The following is a 17,151-nucleotide window of genomic DNA, read 5'->3' on the forward strand; positions in this document are numbered from 1 at the left end:
TAGTTCTTAAGCTAGGGTCAGAGCGTCTTCAACCAACGCTTTCTGTTGTTTCAAGTGTACCGACATATAACCGACTGCTGGTGAAGCAGAAGCCGGGCGGCCCGCATATTTCAGTTCTGCACCCGCTGGGATAGCGGCACGGAAGTTGTGCTGGCTACAGTACCAAGCGCCTTGGTTTTGAGGCTCTTCTTGACACCAAACGTAGTCAACAGCGTTCGTGTATTGTGCAATCGCAGCTTGGACTTCATCCATCGGGAATGGATACAGCTGCTCGACGCGGACAATCGCAACGTCATCTTGTTCATTGCTGCGACGCTGTTCCAGCAGGTCGTAGTAAACCTTGCCTGAACAGAACACAACACGTTTCACTTTCGCCGGATCGAGGTTATCCACTTCAGGAATCGCTGGCTGGAAGGTACCTTCGGCCAAATCTTCCAAAGTCGACACACACAACGGGTGACGAAGCAGTGATTTCGGAGACATTACGATCATTGGGCGACGCATCTTACGAACCACCTGACGACGCAGCATGTGATACACCTGCGCTGGGGTCGATGGCACAATCACTTGCATGTTTTGCTCTGCGCAAAGCTGCAGGTAACGTTCGAGACGTGCCGATGAGTGTTCAGGGCCTTGACCTTCGTAACCGTGAGGTAACAGCATTGTCAGACCACACAAACGTGCCCATTTTTGCTCACCAGAAGAGATGAACTGGTCAATGACCACTTGAGCGCCGTTGGCGAAATCACCAAACTGAGCTTCCCAAATTGTCAGACCACCTGGCTCCGCTGTTGCGTAGCCGTATTCAAACGCCAGAACCGCTTCTTCAGACAACACCGAGTCTATCACTTCGAATGGACCTTGGTTGTCATGAATGTTGCTCAGCGGGATGTAAGTGCTCGCATCGCTCTGGTTGTGCAGGACCGAGTGACGGTGGAAGAAGGTGCCTCGGCCAGAATCCTGACCCGAGATACGAATGCGCTGACTGTCGTCAACCAACGTTGCATAAGCCAACGTCTCCGCCATCCCCCAGTCAAGCAGCTTCTCACCTGAAATCATCGCAATACGGTCGTTGTAGATTTTCTCTACACGGCTTTGCAGTTTGTGACTTTCAGGGTACTGGCACAAACGCTGGCCCAGTTCTTTCAGACGCTCAATTGGGTATTGGCTCTGCCACTCTTCATTCCAGTCATGGCCCAAATAAGGTGACCAATCCACAGAGTGCATCGCCATTGGACGCCACTCTTTCACCACGACTTCGCCGCGATCCAGTGCGTCACGATATTCGTTCACCAACTGCGTTGCAGTTTCAATATCACTTTCGTTGCGATCAATCAGCACATCGGCATACAACTTACGCGGGGTTGGATGCTTTTTAATTTTCTGATACATCAACGGCTGAGTCGCATTCGGCTCATCCGCTTCGTTGTGACCATGACGGCGGTAACACACCAGATCAATCACCACATCGCGTTTGAACTCATTGCGGTAATCCAGTGCCAGACGCGTCACAAACGCAACCGCTTCTGGATCATCAGAGTTGACGTGGAAAATCGGCGCCTGAACCATCTTCGCAATGTCGGTACAGTACATGGTTGAACGTGTGTCACGTGGGTTTGATGTCGTAAAGCCAACTTGGTTGTTGACCACAATACGCACCGTACCACCAACACAGTAACCACGCGCCAGCGACATGTTGAAGGTTTCCGCAACCACACCTTGACCGGCAACGGCTGAGTCACCGTGAATGGTAATTGGCAGGACTTTGCTTCCCTCTTCATCGCCCAAGCGATCTTGACGAGCACGAACCGAGCCCATGACAACCGGGTTCACGATTTCCAGGTGAGATGGGTTGAATGCCAGTGCTAAATGCACATCACCACCCGGGGTTGCGAAGTCAGCAGAGAAACCTTGGTGATATTTCACGTCCCCCGTGCCCCACGTTTCATCGTGTTTGCCGGCAAATTCGTCAAACAGATCTTGTGGTTTCTTGCCGAGAACGTTGACCAGCATGTTCAGACGACCACGGTGAGCCATACCGATAACGACTTCACGCATGCCCGTTTTACCGGCATGGCGAATCAGCTCTTTGGTCATTGGAATCATGGCGTCGCCACCTTCCAGTGAGAAGCGTTTTGCACCAGGGAATTTCGCGCCGAGATAGCGTTCCAGACCTTCTGCTGCAGTCAGTTCTTCGAGGAAAGTGCGTTTTTCATCTAGGGTAAAGGATGGCTGGCCTACCACGGGCTCCAGACGTTGTTGAATCCAACGCTTTTGCTCGGTGTCGGTCATGTGCATGTACTCTGCACCGATCGATCCACAATAGATGTTATTGAGGGATTGATAGATGTCTTTCAACTTCATGGTTTCGGTGCCAATGGCAAACGAACCAACGTTGAAAGTCTCTTCCATGTCATCTTCGGTGAGATTGTGGAATGAAGGGTCCAATTCCGCCACGGTCGGGCGTTTCCACAAACCTAGAGGGTCCAATTGCGCAGCTTCGTGACCGCGGAAGCGGTACGCGTTGATCAGCTGCAATACTTTTACTTGTTTAGCATCGACTTCAGGATCACTAACTTGGACATTGTAATGCTTAGTCTCTTGAGCGAGTCGTCGGAAGTAGTCACGGACACGTGAGTGCGGTTGTTCAACCACATTGTCAGGTTGCGCAGGCAGCCCTTCAAAAACACGTTTCCACTCCTCACTTACCAGATCGGGATCACTTAGATACAGTTCGTAGAGATCTTCTACATAATTTGCATTGGCGCCAGCCAAGTGTGAAGACTCGAGCCATGCCTTCATCACGCCGTTGTGCATTATTTTCCCTTAACCAGTAGTTTTCACGTTTGCTTCGGTCTATGCCGAGCTATAAAAGGCAGGCCCGAAGGCCTGCGATTCTTATCTATTAAACCGAGCGATTCACCAGCATCGACTTGATGTGGCCAATAGCTTTTGTCGGGTTTAATCCTTTAGGACAAACACTTACACAATTCATAATGCCATGGCAACGAAAAACGCTAAATGCATCATCAAGATTTGATAAGCGCTCATCTGTTGCGGTATCGCGGCTATCAATTAGCCAACGGTAAGCCGCAAGCAGACCAGCAGGACCGATAAATTTGTCAGGGTTCCACCAGAATGATGGACACGAGGTTGTACAACATGCACACATGATACATTCGTACAAACCATCCAGATGCGCTCGTTCTTCAGGAGACTGCAGATTCTCGCGTGATGGTGGCAGCGCATCATCGGCGATCAAGAACGGTTTCACTTTCGCATAGTTGTCGTAGAACTGCGTCATGTCGACGATCAGGTCACGCACAACAGGCAAACCAGGCAACGGACGAATCACGATGTTGCCTTTCATGGCTGACAACGGTGTGATACACGCCAAGCCATTTTTACCGTTCATGTTCAAGCCATCCGAACCACACACACCTTCACGGCATGAGCGGCGGAACGCGATGGTTGGATCCTGCTCTTTCAGAAGAATGAGCGCGTCAAGAACCATCATATCTGAGCCTTCTTCCACTTCAAGCACATAGTCTTTCATGTAAGGCTTTTTATCTACATCCGGATTGTAGCGGTACAGAGAGAAATTCAGTTTCATCGTTCAGTCCTCCCTTAGTAAGTACGTACTTTTGGTGGAAATGCTTCGCGATAAACTGGCGCCATGTTCACATCACGCTTGCTCATCTGCTCTGTTTCCGGATTGTAGATTGAGTGGCACAGCCAGTTTGCATCGTCACGATCGGGGAAATCGAAACGAGCGTGGGCGCCACGACTTTCTGTGCGGTAGTTTGCCGCGACCGCCGTTGAGAATGCGGTTTCCATCAGGTTATCCAACTCCAGACATTCCACACGTTGCGTGTTGAATTCTTGAGATTTGTCAGCCAAATGGGCATCTTTCAGACGTTCACGAATCACTTTTAGCTCTTCCAGACCCGTTGCCATGGCGTCACCTTCACGGAATACCGAGAAGCTGTTTTGCATGCAGCGTTGTAGGTCTTTACGGATTTGAACTGGATCTTCACCACCTTTGCTGTTTTCCCAGCGCATGGTGCGAGCCAGCGACGCTTCGATATCCGATGCAGTAGCAGGACGCGCTTCCGCTTGTGCAGCCAGAGTTTCACCCAGATGCAGACCTGTGGCACGACCAAACACCACCAAGTCGAGTAGCGAGTTGCCGCCCAGACGGTTTGCACCGTGTACTGATACCGATGCGATTTCACCACACGCAAACAGACCTTGAACTTCAACGTCCTGACCAGCTGCAGTTTGTTTGATCGCTTGACCAGAAACCTGGGTTGGCACGCCACCCATCATGTAGTGACAGGTTGGAATGACTGGAATTGGCTCTTTCACTGGATCGACGTGTGCAAATGTACGCGACAGTTCACAGATACCAGGCAGACGCGATTCAAGTACATCTTTACCTAGGTGATCCAGTTTCAGTTTGATGTGCGGCCCCCATGGACCATCACAGCCGCGGCCTTCGCGGATTTCAATCATCATTGAACGCGCAACCACGTCACGACCCGCAAGGTCTTTCGCGTTTGGCGCGTAACGTTCCATGAAACGTTCGCCATCTTTGTTCAGAAGGTAACCCCCTTCACCACGACAGCCTTCAGTGACCAGTACACCCGCACCAGCAATACCTGTTGGGTGGAATTGCCACATTTCCATGTCTTGCATCGGCACACCTGAACGCAGCGCCATCCCCACACCATCACCCGTGTTGATGTGTGCGTTGGTAGTCGAGGCGTAGATACGACCGGCACCGCCAGTCGCCAGCACGGTGGCTTTGGCTTTGAAATAGCAGATCTCGCCAGTTTCGATGCAAAGCGCGGTACATCCCATGACGGCGCCATCTTGGTTTTTCACCAAATCGAGGGCATACCATTCAGAGAAGATGGTGGTTTTGTGTTTCACGTTTTGTTGGTACAGCGTATGAAGCAGAGCGTGACCGGTACGGTCAGCTGCCGCCGCAGTACGTGCCGCTTGCTCACCACCGAACTCTTTTGACTGACCACCAAATGGACGCTGATAAATGGTACCGTTGTCGAAACGAGAGAATGGCAGGCCCATTTTCTCTAATTCAATGACCGACTCAGGGCCATTTTTACACATGTATTCGATCGCGTTTTGGTCACCGATGTAGTCCGAACCTTTAACGGTATCGTACATGTGCCATTGCCAGTTATCTTTATGAGAGTTACCCAGCGCAACCGTGATACCACCCTGCGCCGATACAGTGTGCGAACGAGTAGGAAAAACTTTTGAAAGCAGGGCGCACGACAAGCCTTGCTCAGAGATTTGTAGTGCAGCACGCATGCCTGCACCGCCAGCGCCGATTACTACGGCATCGAATTCACGAACTGGAATAGTCACTTACGCACCCCACAATACAAATAGGCCAGAGAAAAAGTATCCGAACAGCACTGCGATTACGACGAGCTGAAGTCCGCCACGCAGTTTTGAACACTTCACGTAGTCAGTCAGTACCTGCCATAGGCCAATCCAGCCATGAATCAGGATGCAAACTAACGCCAACATTGTGAAGACTTTGGTGAAGGTACCACCAAAGAATTGAGTCCAAGAGACATAAGAAATATCAGTGAAAGCACAGAAGCTAACAATATAAATGGTGTAAAGCGTCATGATGATCGCACTAGCGCGAATCAATAGGAAATCATGAACCCCATTACGACCAAATGAGGAAACGTTCTTTACCATACCCAAACCCCCGCCAATAGAGATAGAACCGCTGTTACGCCGAACGCAACTTTTGCACTCATTGCACCTGTGTCCAACTCTTCAAAGTGGCCAAGGTCCATAAGCAGGTGACGAATACCACCAACAATGTGGTAAGACAGTGCGGTCAAAATACCCCACAGAATAAATTTCACGAAGAAACCGTTGACGATGTCACTCGCCTCCATGAAACCTACTGGAGAGGATAATGAGATGGATAATAACCAAAGCAAAATGCCGACCGCCACAAACGTAATAACCCCCGCCACGCGGTGAAGGATAGAAGCGATTGCAGTGATCGGAAAGCTAATGGTCTGCAGATCTAAATTAACAGGTCTTGACTTTCTTTCTTTCACGGGCTTGCTCACTCAGCTCCATTGAGCATTTATAGTTATGGATGAAATTTGGTCGCAAACCTACAAAAGTTAACATTTATTCAACAAATTCTCGGCGAATATCGAAACGAAATTGTAAAATAGTTGTTAACAGCAGGAATGAAAACATCACTAAAAATTTATTTTCAGCCTTGTATTTATAAGGTTTTCACCAAATTTTGCTACGCCAATATACGGCTAGCAACATTGTACAACAATTGATGTAACAATTTTTGCTACACAGAACAGATTTTTAACTTTATATGTATAAAAAATCAAAGTAAGTGCACACATCAGAGGAGAAGAATTGACTTTGATTAAGATCGGACGTACAAGAATGTCACACAAACATCCTGGACGGATTAAATAATAAACAAAGGAGATTGTTATGGCAGATAAGAAAGCGACCCTTCATATCGAAGGCAAAGCGCCAATCGAACTGCCGATTATGGACGGGACAATTGGTCCTCAAGTAATCGACGTTCGTAAACTTGGCTCAAATGGCTACTTTACGTTTGACCCGGGTTTTCTTGCCACTGCATCTTGTGAATCTCAAATCACTTACATCGACGGCGCCAAAGGTGTTCTGCTACATCGCGGTTTCCCAATCGATCAGTTAGCCAATAACGCCGATTACTTGGAAGTGTGTTACATCCTACTTTACGGTGAAGCCCCTAATCGCAAACAGTATGAAGAGTTTAAAAAGACTGTAACTCGTCACACGATGGTTCATGAGCAAATCGCGAGCTTCTTCCACGGTTTCCGTCGTGATGCTCACCCGATGGCTGTAATGTGTGGTGTAGTGGGCGCGCTAGCGGCCTTCTACCACGATTCACTCGACATTAATAATGACGTGCACCGCGAGATCGCGGCTTATCGTCTTCTGTCTAAAATGCCGACACTGGCAGCAATGTGTTATAAATACTCTGTAGGTCAACCATTTATCTACCCTCGTAATGACTTGGGCTATGCAGAGAACTTCCTACACATGATGTTCGCAACACCATGTGAAGAGTACGATGTCAACCCGGTGGTTGCGCGTGCGATGGATAAAATTTTCACCCTACACGCAGACCACGAACAAAACGCGTCGACGTCAACAGTACGTCTAGCGGGTTCTTCTGGTGCCAACCCATTTGCATGTATTGCAGCGGGTATCGCGTCTCTGTGGGGCCCGGCACACGGTGGTGCAAACGAAGCATGTCTACGCATGTTGGAAGAGATTGGCAGTGTTGATCAAATTCCTGAATTCGTCGAACGCGCCAAAGATAAAGATGACCCATTCCGTCTGATGGGCTTTGGTCACCGCGTGTACAAAAACTACGACCCTCGCGCGACAGTTATGCGCGAAGCATGTCATGAAGTCCTGAAAGAGCTCAACATTCAAGATCCACTGCTAGACGTTGCAATGGAACTGGAACGCATCGCTCTGTCTGACGACTACTTTATTGAGAAGAAACTGTACCCGAACGTGGATTTCTACTCAGGTATCATTCTGAAAGCGATTGGTATTCCTGTGTCAATGTTCACGGTTATCTTCGCAATGTCTCGTACGATCGGTTGGATTGCACACTGGAACGAAATGCACAGCGACCCAAGCAACCGCATCGGTCGTCCTCGTCAGCTTTACACGGGTGAGAAGATGCGTGATTTCGTGCCGCTATACGAGCGCGAATAACACCCCAGATGTTTTGTGTATAAACAAAAAGAGCGAGGCAACCCTCGCTCTTTTTTATGGCTGACCTCCCCGCTTATACAGGGTTATCAATATCGATAAACGTCACGTCAAACCCGTGTTCTTTTGCCAACCATTCACCCAGCGCTTTCACACCATAGCGTTCTGTTGCGTGATGCCCTGCCGAGAAGTAGTGAATGTTGAGCTCACGCGCTGAATACGTTGTCCGCTCAGAGATCTCACCAGAAATAAACGCATCCATCCCCTGCGCTGCTGCGAGCTCGATATAATCTTGCCCACCGCCAGTGCACCAACCCACTTTTTTGATCAATTTATCTTTTAATTCTGGCGCAATATGCAGCGGCTGACGCTTTAGCACATCGGCAATACGCTGAGCCAATGCTTCTCCCGTCATCGCGTCAGCTAAAGAGCCGTACATGGCCACCGATTGAGGATGTCCTTCAAGACCGCCTTCAACTTCGATCCCGAGTCGCTTAGCCAACTGCGCGTTGTTGCCCAGTTGCGGATGAATATCGAGCGGAAGATGGTAAGCCAATAAATTGATGTCGTGTTTAATCAACTGACGAATCCGGTCGCCTTTCATGCCACGAATCGCTTCGCTTTCCCCTTTCCAGAAATAGCCATGATGAACCAACAGCGCATCAGCGTTGTGTTCGATGGCTTGCTCAATCAGGGCTTTCGACGCGGTCACGCCGGTGATGATTTTCTTGATTTCCGAACGCCCCTCCACCTGAAGGCCGTTGGGACAGTAATCTTTGATCAATTGTGGAGACAACGTCTCATTGAGCAATGCTTCAAACTGTAAATTATTCATCTTCTCGTCCATTGCATGATAATCATGGCGAGGTTATAACAATTTAAGACTAAAATGTCGAAGACGATGCCAATGGGATAACGAGAATATGGACTTAAAACAACTGACGGAATGGGTCGCATCAACGCCCTCGCTTTTTCAACCCTCCCCTCCCATTGCGGGGAAAACGCCATTCATTCACTACATTCCGACGGAATGGCCGGTGTATCAAGGCAATCAACGTTTAGGATTTCTCTACCAATATTTGTGTCAACAGCTGTTTACCGCCACACCCCGCTACAATGCGGTGTCGGAAGAAATTCAGCTCAATCAAGCCGGTCGCACTTTGGGGTCGCTTGATTTCATCGTGAAAAATCGCCGCACAGAGCAGTATGAACACTGGGAAGTGGCGGTGAAGTTTTATCTGCTGCATCAAGGGCTTTGGTATGGCCCCAACGCGCAAGACCGGCTCGATCTCAAACTGGCTCACATGCTCGAACATCAGTTACCGCTGTCTGCCAGCGACGCGTTTATGAACACCTACCCCTTATGGGCAAACGCACAACAAAACCTGTTGATGCAGGGGCGCTTATACATGAATCCGTTTGAACCGGAAAATGTACCGAGCGAATGCCTCGGCTTTGCATTGAATACCTCACAAATCAACGGTTACTGGTGCTATCAGGATCAGCTGGCGCAGATTGAAGAGCCGCTGTATACACTCACCAAAGCGCAATGGCTCACGGGACGAACCGAGGATTCAGAGCTGTATGACGGCGGCGAATCAGGCTTTGTGCATTGCCAGACCCCATCCGGACGTTTTTGGTTCATCGTGCCAAGGCATTGGCCACACAGCGAACCACAATCCAGCGCTCTCGAATAAAAACCGCATAAAAAAGGCGACCCGAAGGTCGCCTTTCTATGACAATGCGGCTTACAAGCCCGCGTCTTTAAACACCTGATTGACGATCTCTTGCGCTTCCGCTTCAATCTGTTTCAGGTGCTGCTCGCCTTTAAAGCTTTCGCAGTAGATTTTGTAGATGTCTTCCGTGCCCGATGGGCGCGCCGCAAACCAGCCAAAATCGGTGGTCACTTTCAGGCCGCCAATCGCAGCGCCGTTACCTGGCGCATGCGTTAGACGCGCTGTGATGGGGTCACCAGCTAACGTTTGCGCAGAGACCATCTCGGCAGAGAGTTTTTTCAACACCTCTTTTTGCGGGCCATTCGCCACCGCCTGAATTCGGTTGTACTGCGATTCACCGTGTTTAGCAGCCAGTTCATCGTAATATTGCTGCGGGTTCTTGCCGGTTACCGCCGTGATTTCAGCTGCAAGCAGACACAAGATGATGCCGTCTTTGTCAGTTGACCAAGGCGTGCCATCTTTACGCAGGAACGATGCCCCGGCACTCTCCTCACCGCCAAAACCGAATTTGCCGCTGTACAATCCTTCCACAAACCATTTAAAGCCCACAGGCACTTCGCACAATTCACGGCCAAGATCGGCCACCACTTTATCGATCATCGCGCTTGAGACCAGCGTCTTACCCACGGCGACATCCTGACCCCATCCGTCACGGTGACGGTACAAGTAATCGATACACACCGCGAGGAAATGGTTTGGATTCATCAAGCCTTTGGGCGTCACGATGCCATGACGGTCGTAGTCTGGGTCGTTACCAAATGCCAGATCGTACTCATCTTTCAGTGCCAACAGACCCGCCATTGCATAGGGAGATGAACAGTCCATGCGCACCACACCATCTTTGTCTAAAGACATAAATTGGAAGGTTGGATCGATGGCTTCGCTCACCAATGTCAGGTTCAGGTTGTACGCCTGACCAATTTGACGCCAGTAATCGATGCCGCTGCCACCCAGTGGATCCACACCCAATTTCAGATTGGCTTTTTGAATCGCCGCCATGTCCACCACATTCACCAAGTCATCGACGTATGGTTTTACCAAATCGACTTGTTTGAACAGCGGTGATGCTTTGGCCTCCGTGATCGACATACGTTTGACGCCGCTCAAGCCTTCTGCAATCAGTTGGTTGGCGCGGTTTTCAATCGCTTGTGTCAACTCACCTTCGGCCGGGCCACCGTGCGTCGGGTTGTACTTGATACCACCATCTTGCGGTGGGTTGTGCGATGGCGTGATCACGATGCCGTCCGCTTTTTCTGCATGTTTCAGGTTATGCGTCAAAATCGCGTGAGAGATACCCGGCGTCGGCGTGTAGCCGTTGTCTTGTTGCACAATCACTTCAATACCGTTGGCCACCAGCACTTCAACAACACTGCTAAATGCTGGTTCAGACAACGCGTGAGTATCTTTACCCACAAAGATTGGGCCAGCAGTGCCTTGCGCTGCACGCACTTCAACAATCGCTTGTGCGATGGCCAGAATATGATTTTCGTTGAAGGTCGCTTTATCAGCGGAGCCGCGATGGCCCGACGTTCCAAATTCCACTTTGTGTTTTGGATTACTCGGATTCGGCTGAAGAAGGTAGTAGTTTGCTACAAGTGCTGGAATATTATGCAGGTCTTGCTGTTGCGCTTTTTGTCCTGCACGTGGGTGCATTGCCATAAAGACATCCTTTCAAAATATAACGACAAATAAAAAACCTCATAATACGCAGTTTGGTTTGCATATTATGAGGTTCAAATCAGACTTTTCGTGCTCGATCGTTACAAATCAAATCGATTGAGTAACTTTTTCAATAATGTCCGCTGGGAAATTCATGCGAATCATCACTTGCTCAATCATCTGCTGTTTGCGGCTGGTGTTATTGTTCGTGATCACCCAAAACGGCGTGTTTGGAATCGCCTTTGGCTTCGTCGTTTGACCATTTGCCAGCAGGGTTTGCTCATTGTCAGCAAAGTAAACGCGCTTACGACCTTTCACCAACATCGCTTCAGAAAAAGCGGCTGGATCGATGCGATGAAGGGTAGAAAGCACCAGCATAAAACGATCAACCGCTTTTTTCAGACCGGCAAATTCGTCTGAAATCAGAAGAGAGCGCATTTCTTTCACGCAATCCAGTTTCGTTTCTTGACCAGCATCTTTACTCACCACTATACCTTTAGGTGCCGCGGCCGCTTTAGGCGCCACTGGAGTGCTTTGACCATCCACGTTCAACAGGCGGCGCAGAATGTCCGATGCGCTCTCACCAATGTGAAGGGTTTGGCCTGCAATGTAACGGTATAGATCCTCATCAACCTCAATTGTTTTCATTCGCTTTTCACAATCTCAATGTTTAAACTCTGGGGGATTATAGCGAGATCTTCGCTGAGACTCTACGTTAAACCCATTACTAATAAGATAAAATGTCAGCACTTCTGAATTACAAACTTGAAGGTGAGGGTCACACCGTTGTTTTGATCCATGGTCTGTTTGGTAGTCTGGATAACCTCGGGCTACTGGCTCGCGATCTAAAAAACGATCATCAAGTTCTGAGTATCGACCTGCGCAATCATGGTCACTCATTCCACTCTGACGCACACAATTACGCGCTGATGGCCGCCGATGTGGATCAGCTATTGACCCACCTCAACATTCAACAAGCGACCATTATCGGTCACTCCATGGGTGGCAAAGTGGCGATGAAACTCGCCGATATAGCGGCAGAAAAAGTGGCGCAACTGGTGATTCTGGACATGGCGCCCGTCGCATACACCGAACGCCGCCACGAAAATGTGATTGCCGGATTGGAAGCCGTCTTGGAGCAAAAGCCGTCATCACGCAGCGAAGCCATGGCGATTTTAGCCAAACACGTTGAAATCGACGGAGTGCGCCAGTTTTTGGGTAAATCGATGATGAACCAAGACAGCGTGATGGTGTGGCGTTTTAACGTCGCGGCACTGAAAGCCAACTACACATCGATCATGGGCTGGGAACCGATCGCACGCTGCGACATACCCACCCTGTTCATCAAAGGTGGCGACTCCAATTATCTGACCGCCGAACATCAAGCGCAGGTGCAAGCCCAGTTCAGTCATGCCAAAGCGCATGTCATTGCCAATACGGGCCACTGGCTACATGCGGAAAAACCGGCGGAAGTACTGCGCGCGATTCGTAAATTTATCCTGTGAGGCAGCCCGCTTCACCACGCAACATCCACGATGTTCTCTTCATACAAGTGTGAAATCGATTCTCATCCGCGCATTAACTTTGCCGTATAACAATGGTATAGTGCGCGCAAGCAAATTGGCATAAAGGATAACCATGCTGTACGACTATATGAACATGATCGAATCGATAGGACTTGATCTCCTGTTTGCGTCTATTTTCTTCCTCATCGGGATGGCAATTAAAGACGTATTGAAACAAGGTAATGTTCCGGTATTTGGCCGTCGTATTGTGTGGCTTGTTCTGTTTTTAGGTTGTGCTGGCTTTATTGCCAAAGGCATTATCCAACTTAGTTGGGAAGGGACTGGCTTGGGCTGATGCCTGAGCGTTCAACCATCCGCCACCCCATTACAATTTAAAGGTAAAGACTCTATGGCAAGTGTAGGTATCTTTTTTGGTAGCGATACAGGTAACACCGAAGCTATTGCAAAGATGATTCAAAAACAACTCGGTAAACAACTTGTTCACGTTCAAGATATCGCAAAAAGCAGCAAAGAAGACATCGACAACTTCGATCTGCTACTGCTTGGTATCCCGACTTGGTATTACGGTGAAGCGCAATGTGACTGGGACGACTTTTTCCCAGAACTAGAAGCGATTGACTTCTCAACCAAGCTGGTTGCTATCTTTGGTTGTGGTGACCAAGAAGATTACGCGGAATACTTCTGTGATGCGATGGGCACTGTGCGTGACATCGTAGAAGCCAAAGGCGCCACAGTTGTGGGTCACTGGTCAACTGAAGGTTACGAGTTTGAAGCGTCAAAAGCGCTGGTTGATGAGAACCACTTCGTGGGTCTATGTATTGATGAAGATCGCCAACCTGAACTGACTGAAGAACGCGTGACCAAATGGGTCAAACAAGTTTACGACGAAATGTGTCTGGCTGAACTTGAAGACTAATCCATAAAAAATCCCCAGCCAAGGCTGGGGATTTTTTTATCCATGAAGAACACATGACCAAGAAGAACACATTACCAAAGAATGCTTCCCAGTAGCGGGGCAATCAGCACAGTGACCATCCCAGCAATCATCATCACCACACTTGAGACCACCCCTTCCGAATTGCCGATTTGATAAGCCTTAGCGGTACCCGCACCGTGCGCCGATGCGCCCAAGCTAGCACCTTTACCTAGGCGAGAACGAATCGACAACACGGTCAACACGACTTCGCCCACAGCCATACCAATCACCCCAGTCAACACCACAAACAGCGCGGTTAGGTCGCTCTGACCCCCGATCGATTTGGTGGCTTCAACGGCAAACGGTGTGGTAATGGAGCGCATCGCGAGACTACGCTGCAACAATTCTGGCAAGTTTAACCAACGCGCCAACAGCACGGTGGAGCCGACCGCCACAATCACCGACACCAGCACGCCAACCGACAACGACAACCAATGACGCTGAATCAAATGGCGGTTGTCATACACTGGAATCGCAAATGCCACCGTTGCCGGGCCAAGCATCCACAACAGCCAATGTGATTCAGCCATGTAATCCTGATAAGGAATGTGAAAGCCCATGACCACTGCAACTAACAGCAATGGCGCCAGTAGTAAGGGCATCAAGAAGATAGAGCGTTTGCGGCGATAAAGTGATTTGCTGCCGTAGTAAAATGCCAAGGTCAGCACCAGACACAATACGCCCAAGAGTGAATCATTCAAGCTCATCACTTAAGCTCTCCGCAATTGATTGCTTTTACGACGCGCCAGTTTGAGTTCAAACCGATACAGTTTATCCACCACCCAAGCTGTCGATGCGATCACCACAATCGTGCTCACAATCAGCACCACCATAATACGCAGCCCTTCTTGAATCATCAGATCCTGATAGTTCACGACCGCCACCACCGCAGGGACAAAAAATAGCAGCATTTCCGCCAATAACCATGTTGCGCCGCGGCGCAACCAATCCACCTTCACGATGTTGCTAAACACCAAGGCCAGCAACAGCAGCATCCCGGTGAGGTTGGCAGGGATGGGTAAATGAAACTCACGCACCAGAAAGTCTGCGATAAACCAAATCAACGCCAGTACCGCAATCTGGCTCAGCGTCATTAAGCTATTTCCTACCCGTTTCATGCTTGCTCTTCGCTTGTTTTGTGAAATTAGTCACAGTATAAGCATGCTTAAAACCGTCACAAAATGACTTTTTATTATCAAATTTATGCCAAAATGGAATAGTTTAATTCAACGGGCACAATCATGGACATCAAAGCACTGCGTTATTTTGTCGAGTTGGTGAATGAACAAAGCTTTACCCGCGCTTCTGAAAAATTGTTTGTCACGCAACCCACCATCAGCAAGATGATTCGCAGCTTAGAACAAGATGTCGGGCAACCACTTTTGCATCGCGAAGGCCGACGCTTTTGGTTAACCGACGCTGGCGACATCGTGTTTCAGCGCGCGCAAGAGATCCTCGCGCAGATGTCGCAGCTCGAAGCGGAACTCATCGATTTGAATGAGCTGCAACGCGGACATTTACGCTTGGGGATCCCGCCGATGGTCGGCCATGTCTACGCCGGCCTGATTCGCCGCTACCGCCAAACATACCCAAACGTCGAAATGACCATCGTCGAATATGGCGGGCGAAAAATTGAGCAAGCGGTATCTGAGGGCGATCTCGATGTGGCAGTGACGATGTTATCTTTAAATGCGGCGCAGAACCTCAACACCTTGGAACTCGACAGCTATCCGATTCGTGCAGTGTTGCCCGATACCGCGCCTTGGCGCGATCTCGAGACCGTTCATTGGCAAGATCTAAAAGACGAACCGTTCTACGTTTACACGCAAGAATTCACGCTCAGCGAATACATCGACGCTTTGTGCCAACAAGAAGGTTTTGCGCCGCAAGTGGCCGCTCGCAGCAGCCAATGGGATTTCTTGGTCGCATTGGTCAAAAGTGGGGTTGGTGTGGCCTTCTTACCCGAACCGCTATGTCACCGCATACAGGGCGAAGGCGTGGTGGTCAAAACCATGACGCCTTCCATTGACTGGCAACTCGGCGTCATCTGGCATTCAGAGCGTTATGTGTCACGCACCGCCGACGCGTGGATCAGCCTGTGCCGTGACTATCGAGATCAAAAGTATCCCCAACCTTGAATGTCCTTTAGGGCAGTGTCTGGGAATCAGCCAATTCGCGCTCCTGCGTCGGGTCATCTGCATCTTCGCGGTATTTCGGTTTCTTCCGCACATACAGTTTGCGATGCACTTCAGACACCACTTCGCCATGCGCATTTTTAACGTGGATGATAAATTCGGGGAAACATTTATCACCGCAAGCCGTGGCACTTAAAATCGCATCCAGTTGCTGCTGAGGGATCAAAAACTCCGCGTACAAATCGGTATGACCCGGCTTAATAAAGTTGATGCTGGCTTCTTTGTCCCACACATAATATTGCTCGCCTAAAATGCCCATCAACATCAGCGAGTAAACTGGGTCTGTGAGCGAAAAAATGCTGCCACCGTATTGGGAGCGATTGGCGTTTTTGTTCCACCAACGCAATTTCAGCCGCATGCGGGCTTCGCGAAAATCGTCACTGATGGATTCAATTTTTATCCCCGCGCCCCAGAATGGCGGCCAGCTATTCAGCGCCCATTTGACAATATTTGGTTTATATAGCTTTGCGAGAGTTTTATTCATGCTTTCCGTGCCTTAGACTCGATTTCGACCGCCTACATCAGTGCTTAAATCGACAGGGTCTATTAATCACGACGTAGACTTAACGCTCAGTTAATGTTAAACAATTGTAACTGGTCAGAGCACTTTTAGCAGTGATATCACGCGGCTTTACGAAAAAATAGTAGTAACCCTTTGAAGTTCGTGGTTTATTGTTCGCTGTGACTAACCTATAATGTTGGACAACATTGACTTCTGTTCATTACTGCAGATCATCAACGGGAAAGTATATGTCAGACAATAACCAAGCGCTAAAGGATGCTGGTCTTAAAGTAACCCTTCCACGGCTAAAGATTTTAGAAGTACTACAACAGCCTGAGTGCCAACATATTAGTGCTGAAGAGCTGTACAAGAAGCTGATTGATCTCGGTGAAGAGATCGGCCTTGCGACAGTTTATCGAGTACTAAACCAATTTGATGATGCAGGCATCGTGACACGCCATCACTTTGAAGGCGGCAAATCAGTATTTGAACTGTCGACTCAGCATCACCATGATCACCTGGTGTGCCTCGACTGTGGGGAAGTAATTGAGTTTTCGGACGAATTGATTGAACAACGTCAGAAAGAGATTGCTTCACAGTACAACGTACAACTGACTAACCACAGTTTGTACCTGTACGGCAAATGTGCAGACGGGAGCTGTAAAGACAACCCAGACGCACACAAAGCGAAAAAGTAACCATAAAAAAACCACCGCAAGCGGTGGTTTTTTTTCATGTCGGCGAACCCGAA

General features: G+C 49.2%; 18 protein-coding genes. 7 read left to right on the forward strand and 11 right to left on the reverse strand.

Going from position 1 to position 17,151, the window contains the following annotated elements:
- Positions 1-6: 6 nt before the first annotated feature.
- From sucA to sdhC, 5 genes are all read right to left on the reverse strand, one after another.
- Entirely contained in the window at positions 7-2,817 is a 2,811-nt protein-coding gene (sucA, locus tag ACS18Q_RS10505; protein WP_004724574.1) for a 2-oxoglutarate dehydrogenase E1 component, read from the reverse strand.
- 88 nt (positions 2,818-2,905) lie between these two features.
- Complete coding sequence (locus ACS18Q_RS10510) at positions 2,906-3,613, reverse strand: succinate dehydrogenase iron-sulfur subunit (protein WP_004724576.1); 708 nt, start codon at positions 3,611-3,613, stop codon at positions 2,906-2,908.
- Positions 3,614-3,627: 14 nt separating this feature from the next.
- Positions 3,628-5,394, reverse strand: coding sequence for a succinate dehydrogenase flavoprotein subunit (gene sdhA / locus ACS18Q_RS10515; protein ID WP_004724577.1), 1,767 nt, complete (start codon positions 5,392-5,394; stop codon positions 3,628-3,630).
- Positions 5,395-5,739, reverse strand: coding sequence for a succinate dehydrogenase, hydrophobic membrane anchor protein (sdhD, locus tag ACS18Q_RS10520; RefSeq protein WP_038150792.1), 345 nt, complete (start codon positions 5,737-5,739; stop codon positions 5,395-5,397). It lies immediately after the preceding gene.
- Positions 5,733-6,125 carry a succinate dehydrogenase cytochrome b556 subunit gene (sdhC, locus tag ACS18Q_RS10525; protein ID WP_038150794.1) on the reverse strand — a complete coding sequence of 131 codons (393 nt, stop codon included), beginning with the start codon at positions 6,123-6,125 and terminating at the stop codon, positions 5,733-5,735. The genes sdhD and sdhC overlap by 7 nt, the downstream gene beginning before the upstream one ends.
- Positions 6,126-6,519: 394 nt before the next feature.
- Here sdhC and ACS18Q_RS10530 point away from each other — a divergent pair, with 394 nt between their 5' ends.
- Positions 6,520-7,809: a citrate synthase gene (locus tag ACS18Q_RS10530; RefSeq protein ID WP_004724584.1), complete on the forward strand. Its 1,290-nt coding sequence runs from the start codon at positions 6,520-6,522 to the stop codon at positions 7,807-7,809.
- Positions 7,810-7,882: 73 nt separating this feature from the next.
- Here the strand turns inward: ACS18Q_RS10530 and ACS18Q_RS10535 are convergent, their stop codons facing one another.
- Positions 7,883-8,641 carry a Nif3-like dinuclear metal center hexameric protein gene (locus ACS18Q_RS10535; protein WP_055465374.1) on the reverse strand — a complete coding sequence of 253 codons (759 nt, stop codon included), beginning with the start codon at positions 8,639-8,641 and terminating at the stop codon, positions 7,883-7,885.
- A gap of 88 nt (positions 8,642-8,729) precedes the next feature.
- Here ACS18Q_RS10535 and ACS18Q_RS10540 point away from each other — a divergent pair, with 88 nt between their 5' ends.
- Positions 8,730-9,503, forward strand: a complete 774-nt coding sequence (locus tag ACS18Q_RS10540; protein ID WP_441257066.1) for a DUF1853 family protein — start codon at positions 8,730-8,732, stop codon at positions 9,501-9,503.
- 51 nt (positions 9,504-9,554) lie between these two features.
- Here ACS18Q_RS10540 and pgm read toward each other — a convergent pair whose 3' ends face one another.
- Positions 9,555-11,201 (reverse strand): phosphoglucomutase (alpha-D-glucose-1,6-bisphosphate-dependent), encoded by a 1,647-nt coding sequence (gene pgm / locus ACS18Q_RS10545; RefSeq protein ID WP_441257067.1) that lies wholly within the window; start codon positions 11,199-11,201, stop codon positions 9,555-9,557.
- Between the two features lie 108 nt (positions 11,202-11,309).
- Positions 11,310-11,849 (reverse strand): replication initiation negative regulator SeqA, encoded by a 540-nt coding sequence (gene seqA / locus ACS18Q_RS10550; protein WP_004724593.1) that lies wholly within the window; start codon positions 11,847-11,849, stop codon positions 11,310-11,312.
- A 92-nt stretch (positions 11,850-11,941) separates the two neighbouring features.
- Here seqA and ACS18Q_RS10555 point away from each other — a divergent pair, with 92 nt between their 5' ends.
- The 3 genes from ACS18Q_RS10555 (at position 11,942) to fldA (ending at position 13,643) form a co-directional block, all read left to right on the forward strand.
- On the forward strand, positions 11,942-12,706 hold the full coding sequence (locus tag ACS18Q_RS10555; protein WP_441257068.1) for an alpha/beta fold hydrolase: 765 nt from the start codon (positions 11,942-11,944) through the stop codon (positions 12,704-12,706).
- A 133-nt stretch (positions 12,707-12,839) separates the two neighbouring features.
- A complete protein-coding gene (locus tag ACS18Q_RS10560) occupies positions 12,840-13,061 on the forward strand; it encodes a DUF2788 domain-containing protein (protein ID WP_004724598.1) in 222 nt (73 codons plus the stop codon).
- A gap of 54 nt (positions 13,062-13,115) precedes the next feature.
- Complete coding sequence (fldA, locus tag ACS18Q_RS10565; protein WP_004724600.1) at positions 13,116-13,643, forward strand: flavodoxin FldA; 528 nt, start codon at positions 13,116-13,118, stop codon at positions 13,641-13,643.
- Between the two features lie 71 nt (positions 13,644-13,714).
- On the opposite strand, the gene ACS18Q_RS10570 is transcribed toward fldA, so the two are convergent.
- Both ACS18Q_RS10570 and ACS18Q_RS10575 read right to left on the reverse strand, forming a co-directional pair.
- Positions 13,715-14,404 carry an LrgB family protein gene (locus ACS18Q_RS10570; protein ID WP_086027258.1) on the reverse strand — a complete coding sequence of 230 codons (690 nt, stop codon included), beginning with the start codon at positions 14,402-14,404 and terminating at the stop codon, positions 13,715-13,717.
- A gap of 9 nt (positions 14,405-14,413) precedes the next feature.
- Entirely contained in the window at positions 14,414-14,821 is a 408-nt protein-coding gene (locus ACS18Q_RS10575; RefSeq protein ID WP_038150800.1) for a CidA/LrgA family protein, read from the reverse strand.
- A 123-nt stretch (positions 14,822-14,944) separates the two neighbouring features.
- Between ACS18Q_RS10575 and ACS18Q_RS10580 the strand changes: the two genes are divergently transcribed.
- Positions 14,945-15,841: a LysR family transcriptional regulator gene (locus tag ACS18Q_RS10580; protein ID WP_143678715.1), complete on the forward strand. Its 897-nt coding sequence runs from the start codon at positions 14,945-14,947 to the stop codon at positions 15,839-15,841.
- A gap of 7 nt (positions 15,842-15,848) precedes the next feature.
- On the opposite strand, the gene ACS18Q_RS10585 is transcribed toward ACS18Q_RS10580, so the two are convergent.
- Positions 15,849-16,382: a DUF4442 domain-containing protein gene (locus tag ACS18Q_RS10585; protein ID WP_441257069.1), complete on the reverse strand. Its 534-nt coding sequence runs from the start codon at positions 16,380-16,382 to the stop codon at positions 15,849-15,851.
- Between the two features lie 266 nt (positions 16,383-16,648).
- Between ACS18Q_RS10585 and fcrX the strand changes: the two genes are divergently transcribed.
- On the forward strand, positions 16,649-17,098 hold the full coding sequence (gene fcrX / locus ACS18Q_RS10590) for a ferric iron uptake transcriptional regulator FcrX (RefSeq protein WP_004724608.1): 450 nt from the start codon (positions 16,649-16,651) through the stop codon (positions 17,096-17,098).
- The last annotated feature ends 53 nt before the right edge of the window (positions 17,099-17,151 follow it).

The organism is Vibrio sp. Vf1514, assembly GCF_052076135.1.
In the GTDB taxonomy this organism is placed as follows: Bacteria; Pseudomonadota; Gammaproteobacteria; order Enterobacterales; family Vibrionaceae; genus Vibrio; species Vibrio furnissii.

Bases quoted from the DNA above. Each gene is read 5' to 3' on its own strand.
- sucA (WP_004724574.1), bottom strand. From the start codon at position 2,817: ATGCACAACGGCGTGATGAAGGCATGGCTCGAGTCTTCACACTTGGCT.
- ACS18Q_RS10510 (WP_004724576.1), bottom strand. From the start codon at position 3,613: ATGAAACTGAATTTCTCTCTGTACCGCTACAATCCGGATGTAGATAAA.
- sdhD (WP_038150792.1), bottom strand. From the start codon at position 5,739: ATGGTAAAGAACGTTTCCTCATTTGGTCGTAATGGGGTTCATGATTTC.
- ACS18Q_RS10530 (WP_004724584.1), top strand. From the start codon at position 6,520: ATGGCAGATAAGAAAGCGACCCTTCATATCGAAGGCAAAGCGCCAATC.
- ACS18Q_RS10535 (WP_055465374.1), bottom strand. From the start codon at position 8,641: ATGAATAATTTACAGTTTGAAGCATTGCTCAATGAGACGTTGTCTCCA.
- ACS18Q_RS10540 (WP_441257066.1), top strand. From the start codon at position 8,730: ATGGACTTAAAACAACTGACGGAATGGGTCGCATCAACGCCCTCGCTT.
- pgm (WP_441257067.1), bottom strand. From the start codon at position 11,201: ATGGCAATGCACCCACGTGCAGGACAAAAAGCGCAACAGCAAGACCTG.
- seqA (WP_004724593.1), bottom strand. From the start codon at position 11,849: ATGAAAACAATTGAGGTTGATGAGGATCTATACCGTTACATTGCAGGC.
- ACS18Q_RS10555 (WP_441257068.1), top strand. From the start codon at position 11,942: ATGTCAGCACTTCTGAATTACAAACTTGAAGGTGAGGGTCACACCGTT.
- ACS18Q_RS10560 (WP_004724598.1), top strand. From the start codon at position 12,840: ATGCTGTACGACTATATGAACATGATCGAATCGATAGGACTTGATCTC.
- fldA (WP_004724600.1), top strand. From the start codon at position 13,116: ATGGCAAGTGTAGGTATCTTTTTTGGTAGCGATACAGGTAACACCGAA.
- ACS18Q_RS10575 (WP_038150800.1), bottom strand. From the start codon at position 14,821: ATGAAACGGGTAGGAAATAGCTTAATGACGCTGAGCCAGATTGCGGTA.
- ACS18Q_RS10580 (WP_143678715.1), top strand. From the start codon at position 14,945: ATGGACATCAAAGCACTGCGTTATTTTGTCGAGTTGGTGAATGAACAA.
- ACS18Q_RS10585 (WP_441257069.1), bottom strand. From the start codon at position 16,382: ATGAATAAAACTCTCGCAAAGCTATATAAACCAAATATTGTCAAATGG.
- fcrX (WP_004724608.1), top strand. From the start codon at position 16,649: ATGTCAGACAATAACCAAGCGCTAAAGGATGCTGGTCTTAAAGTAACC.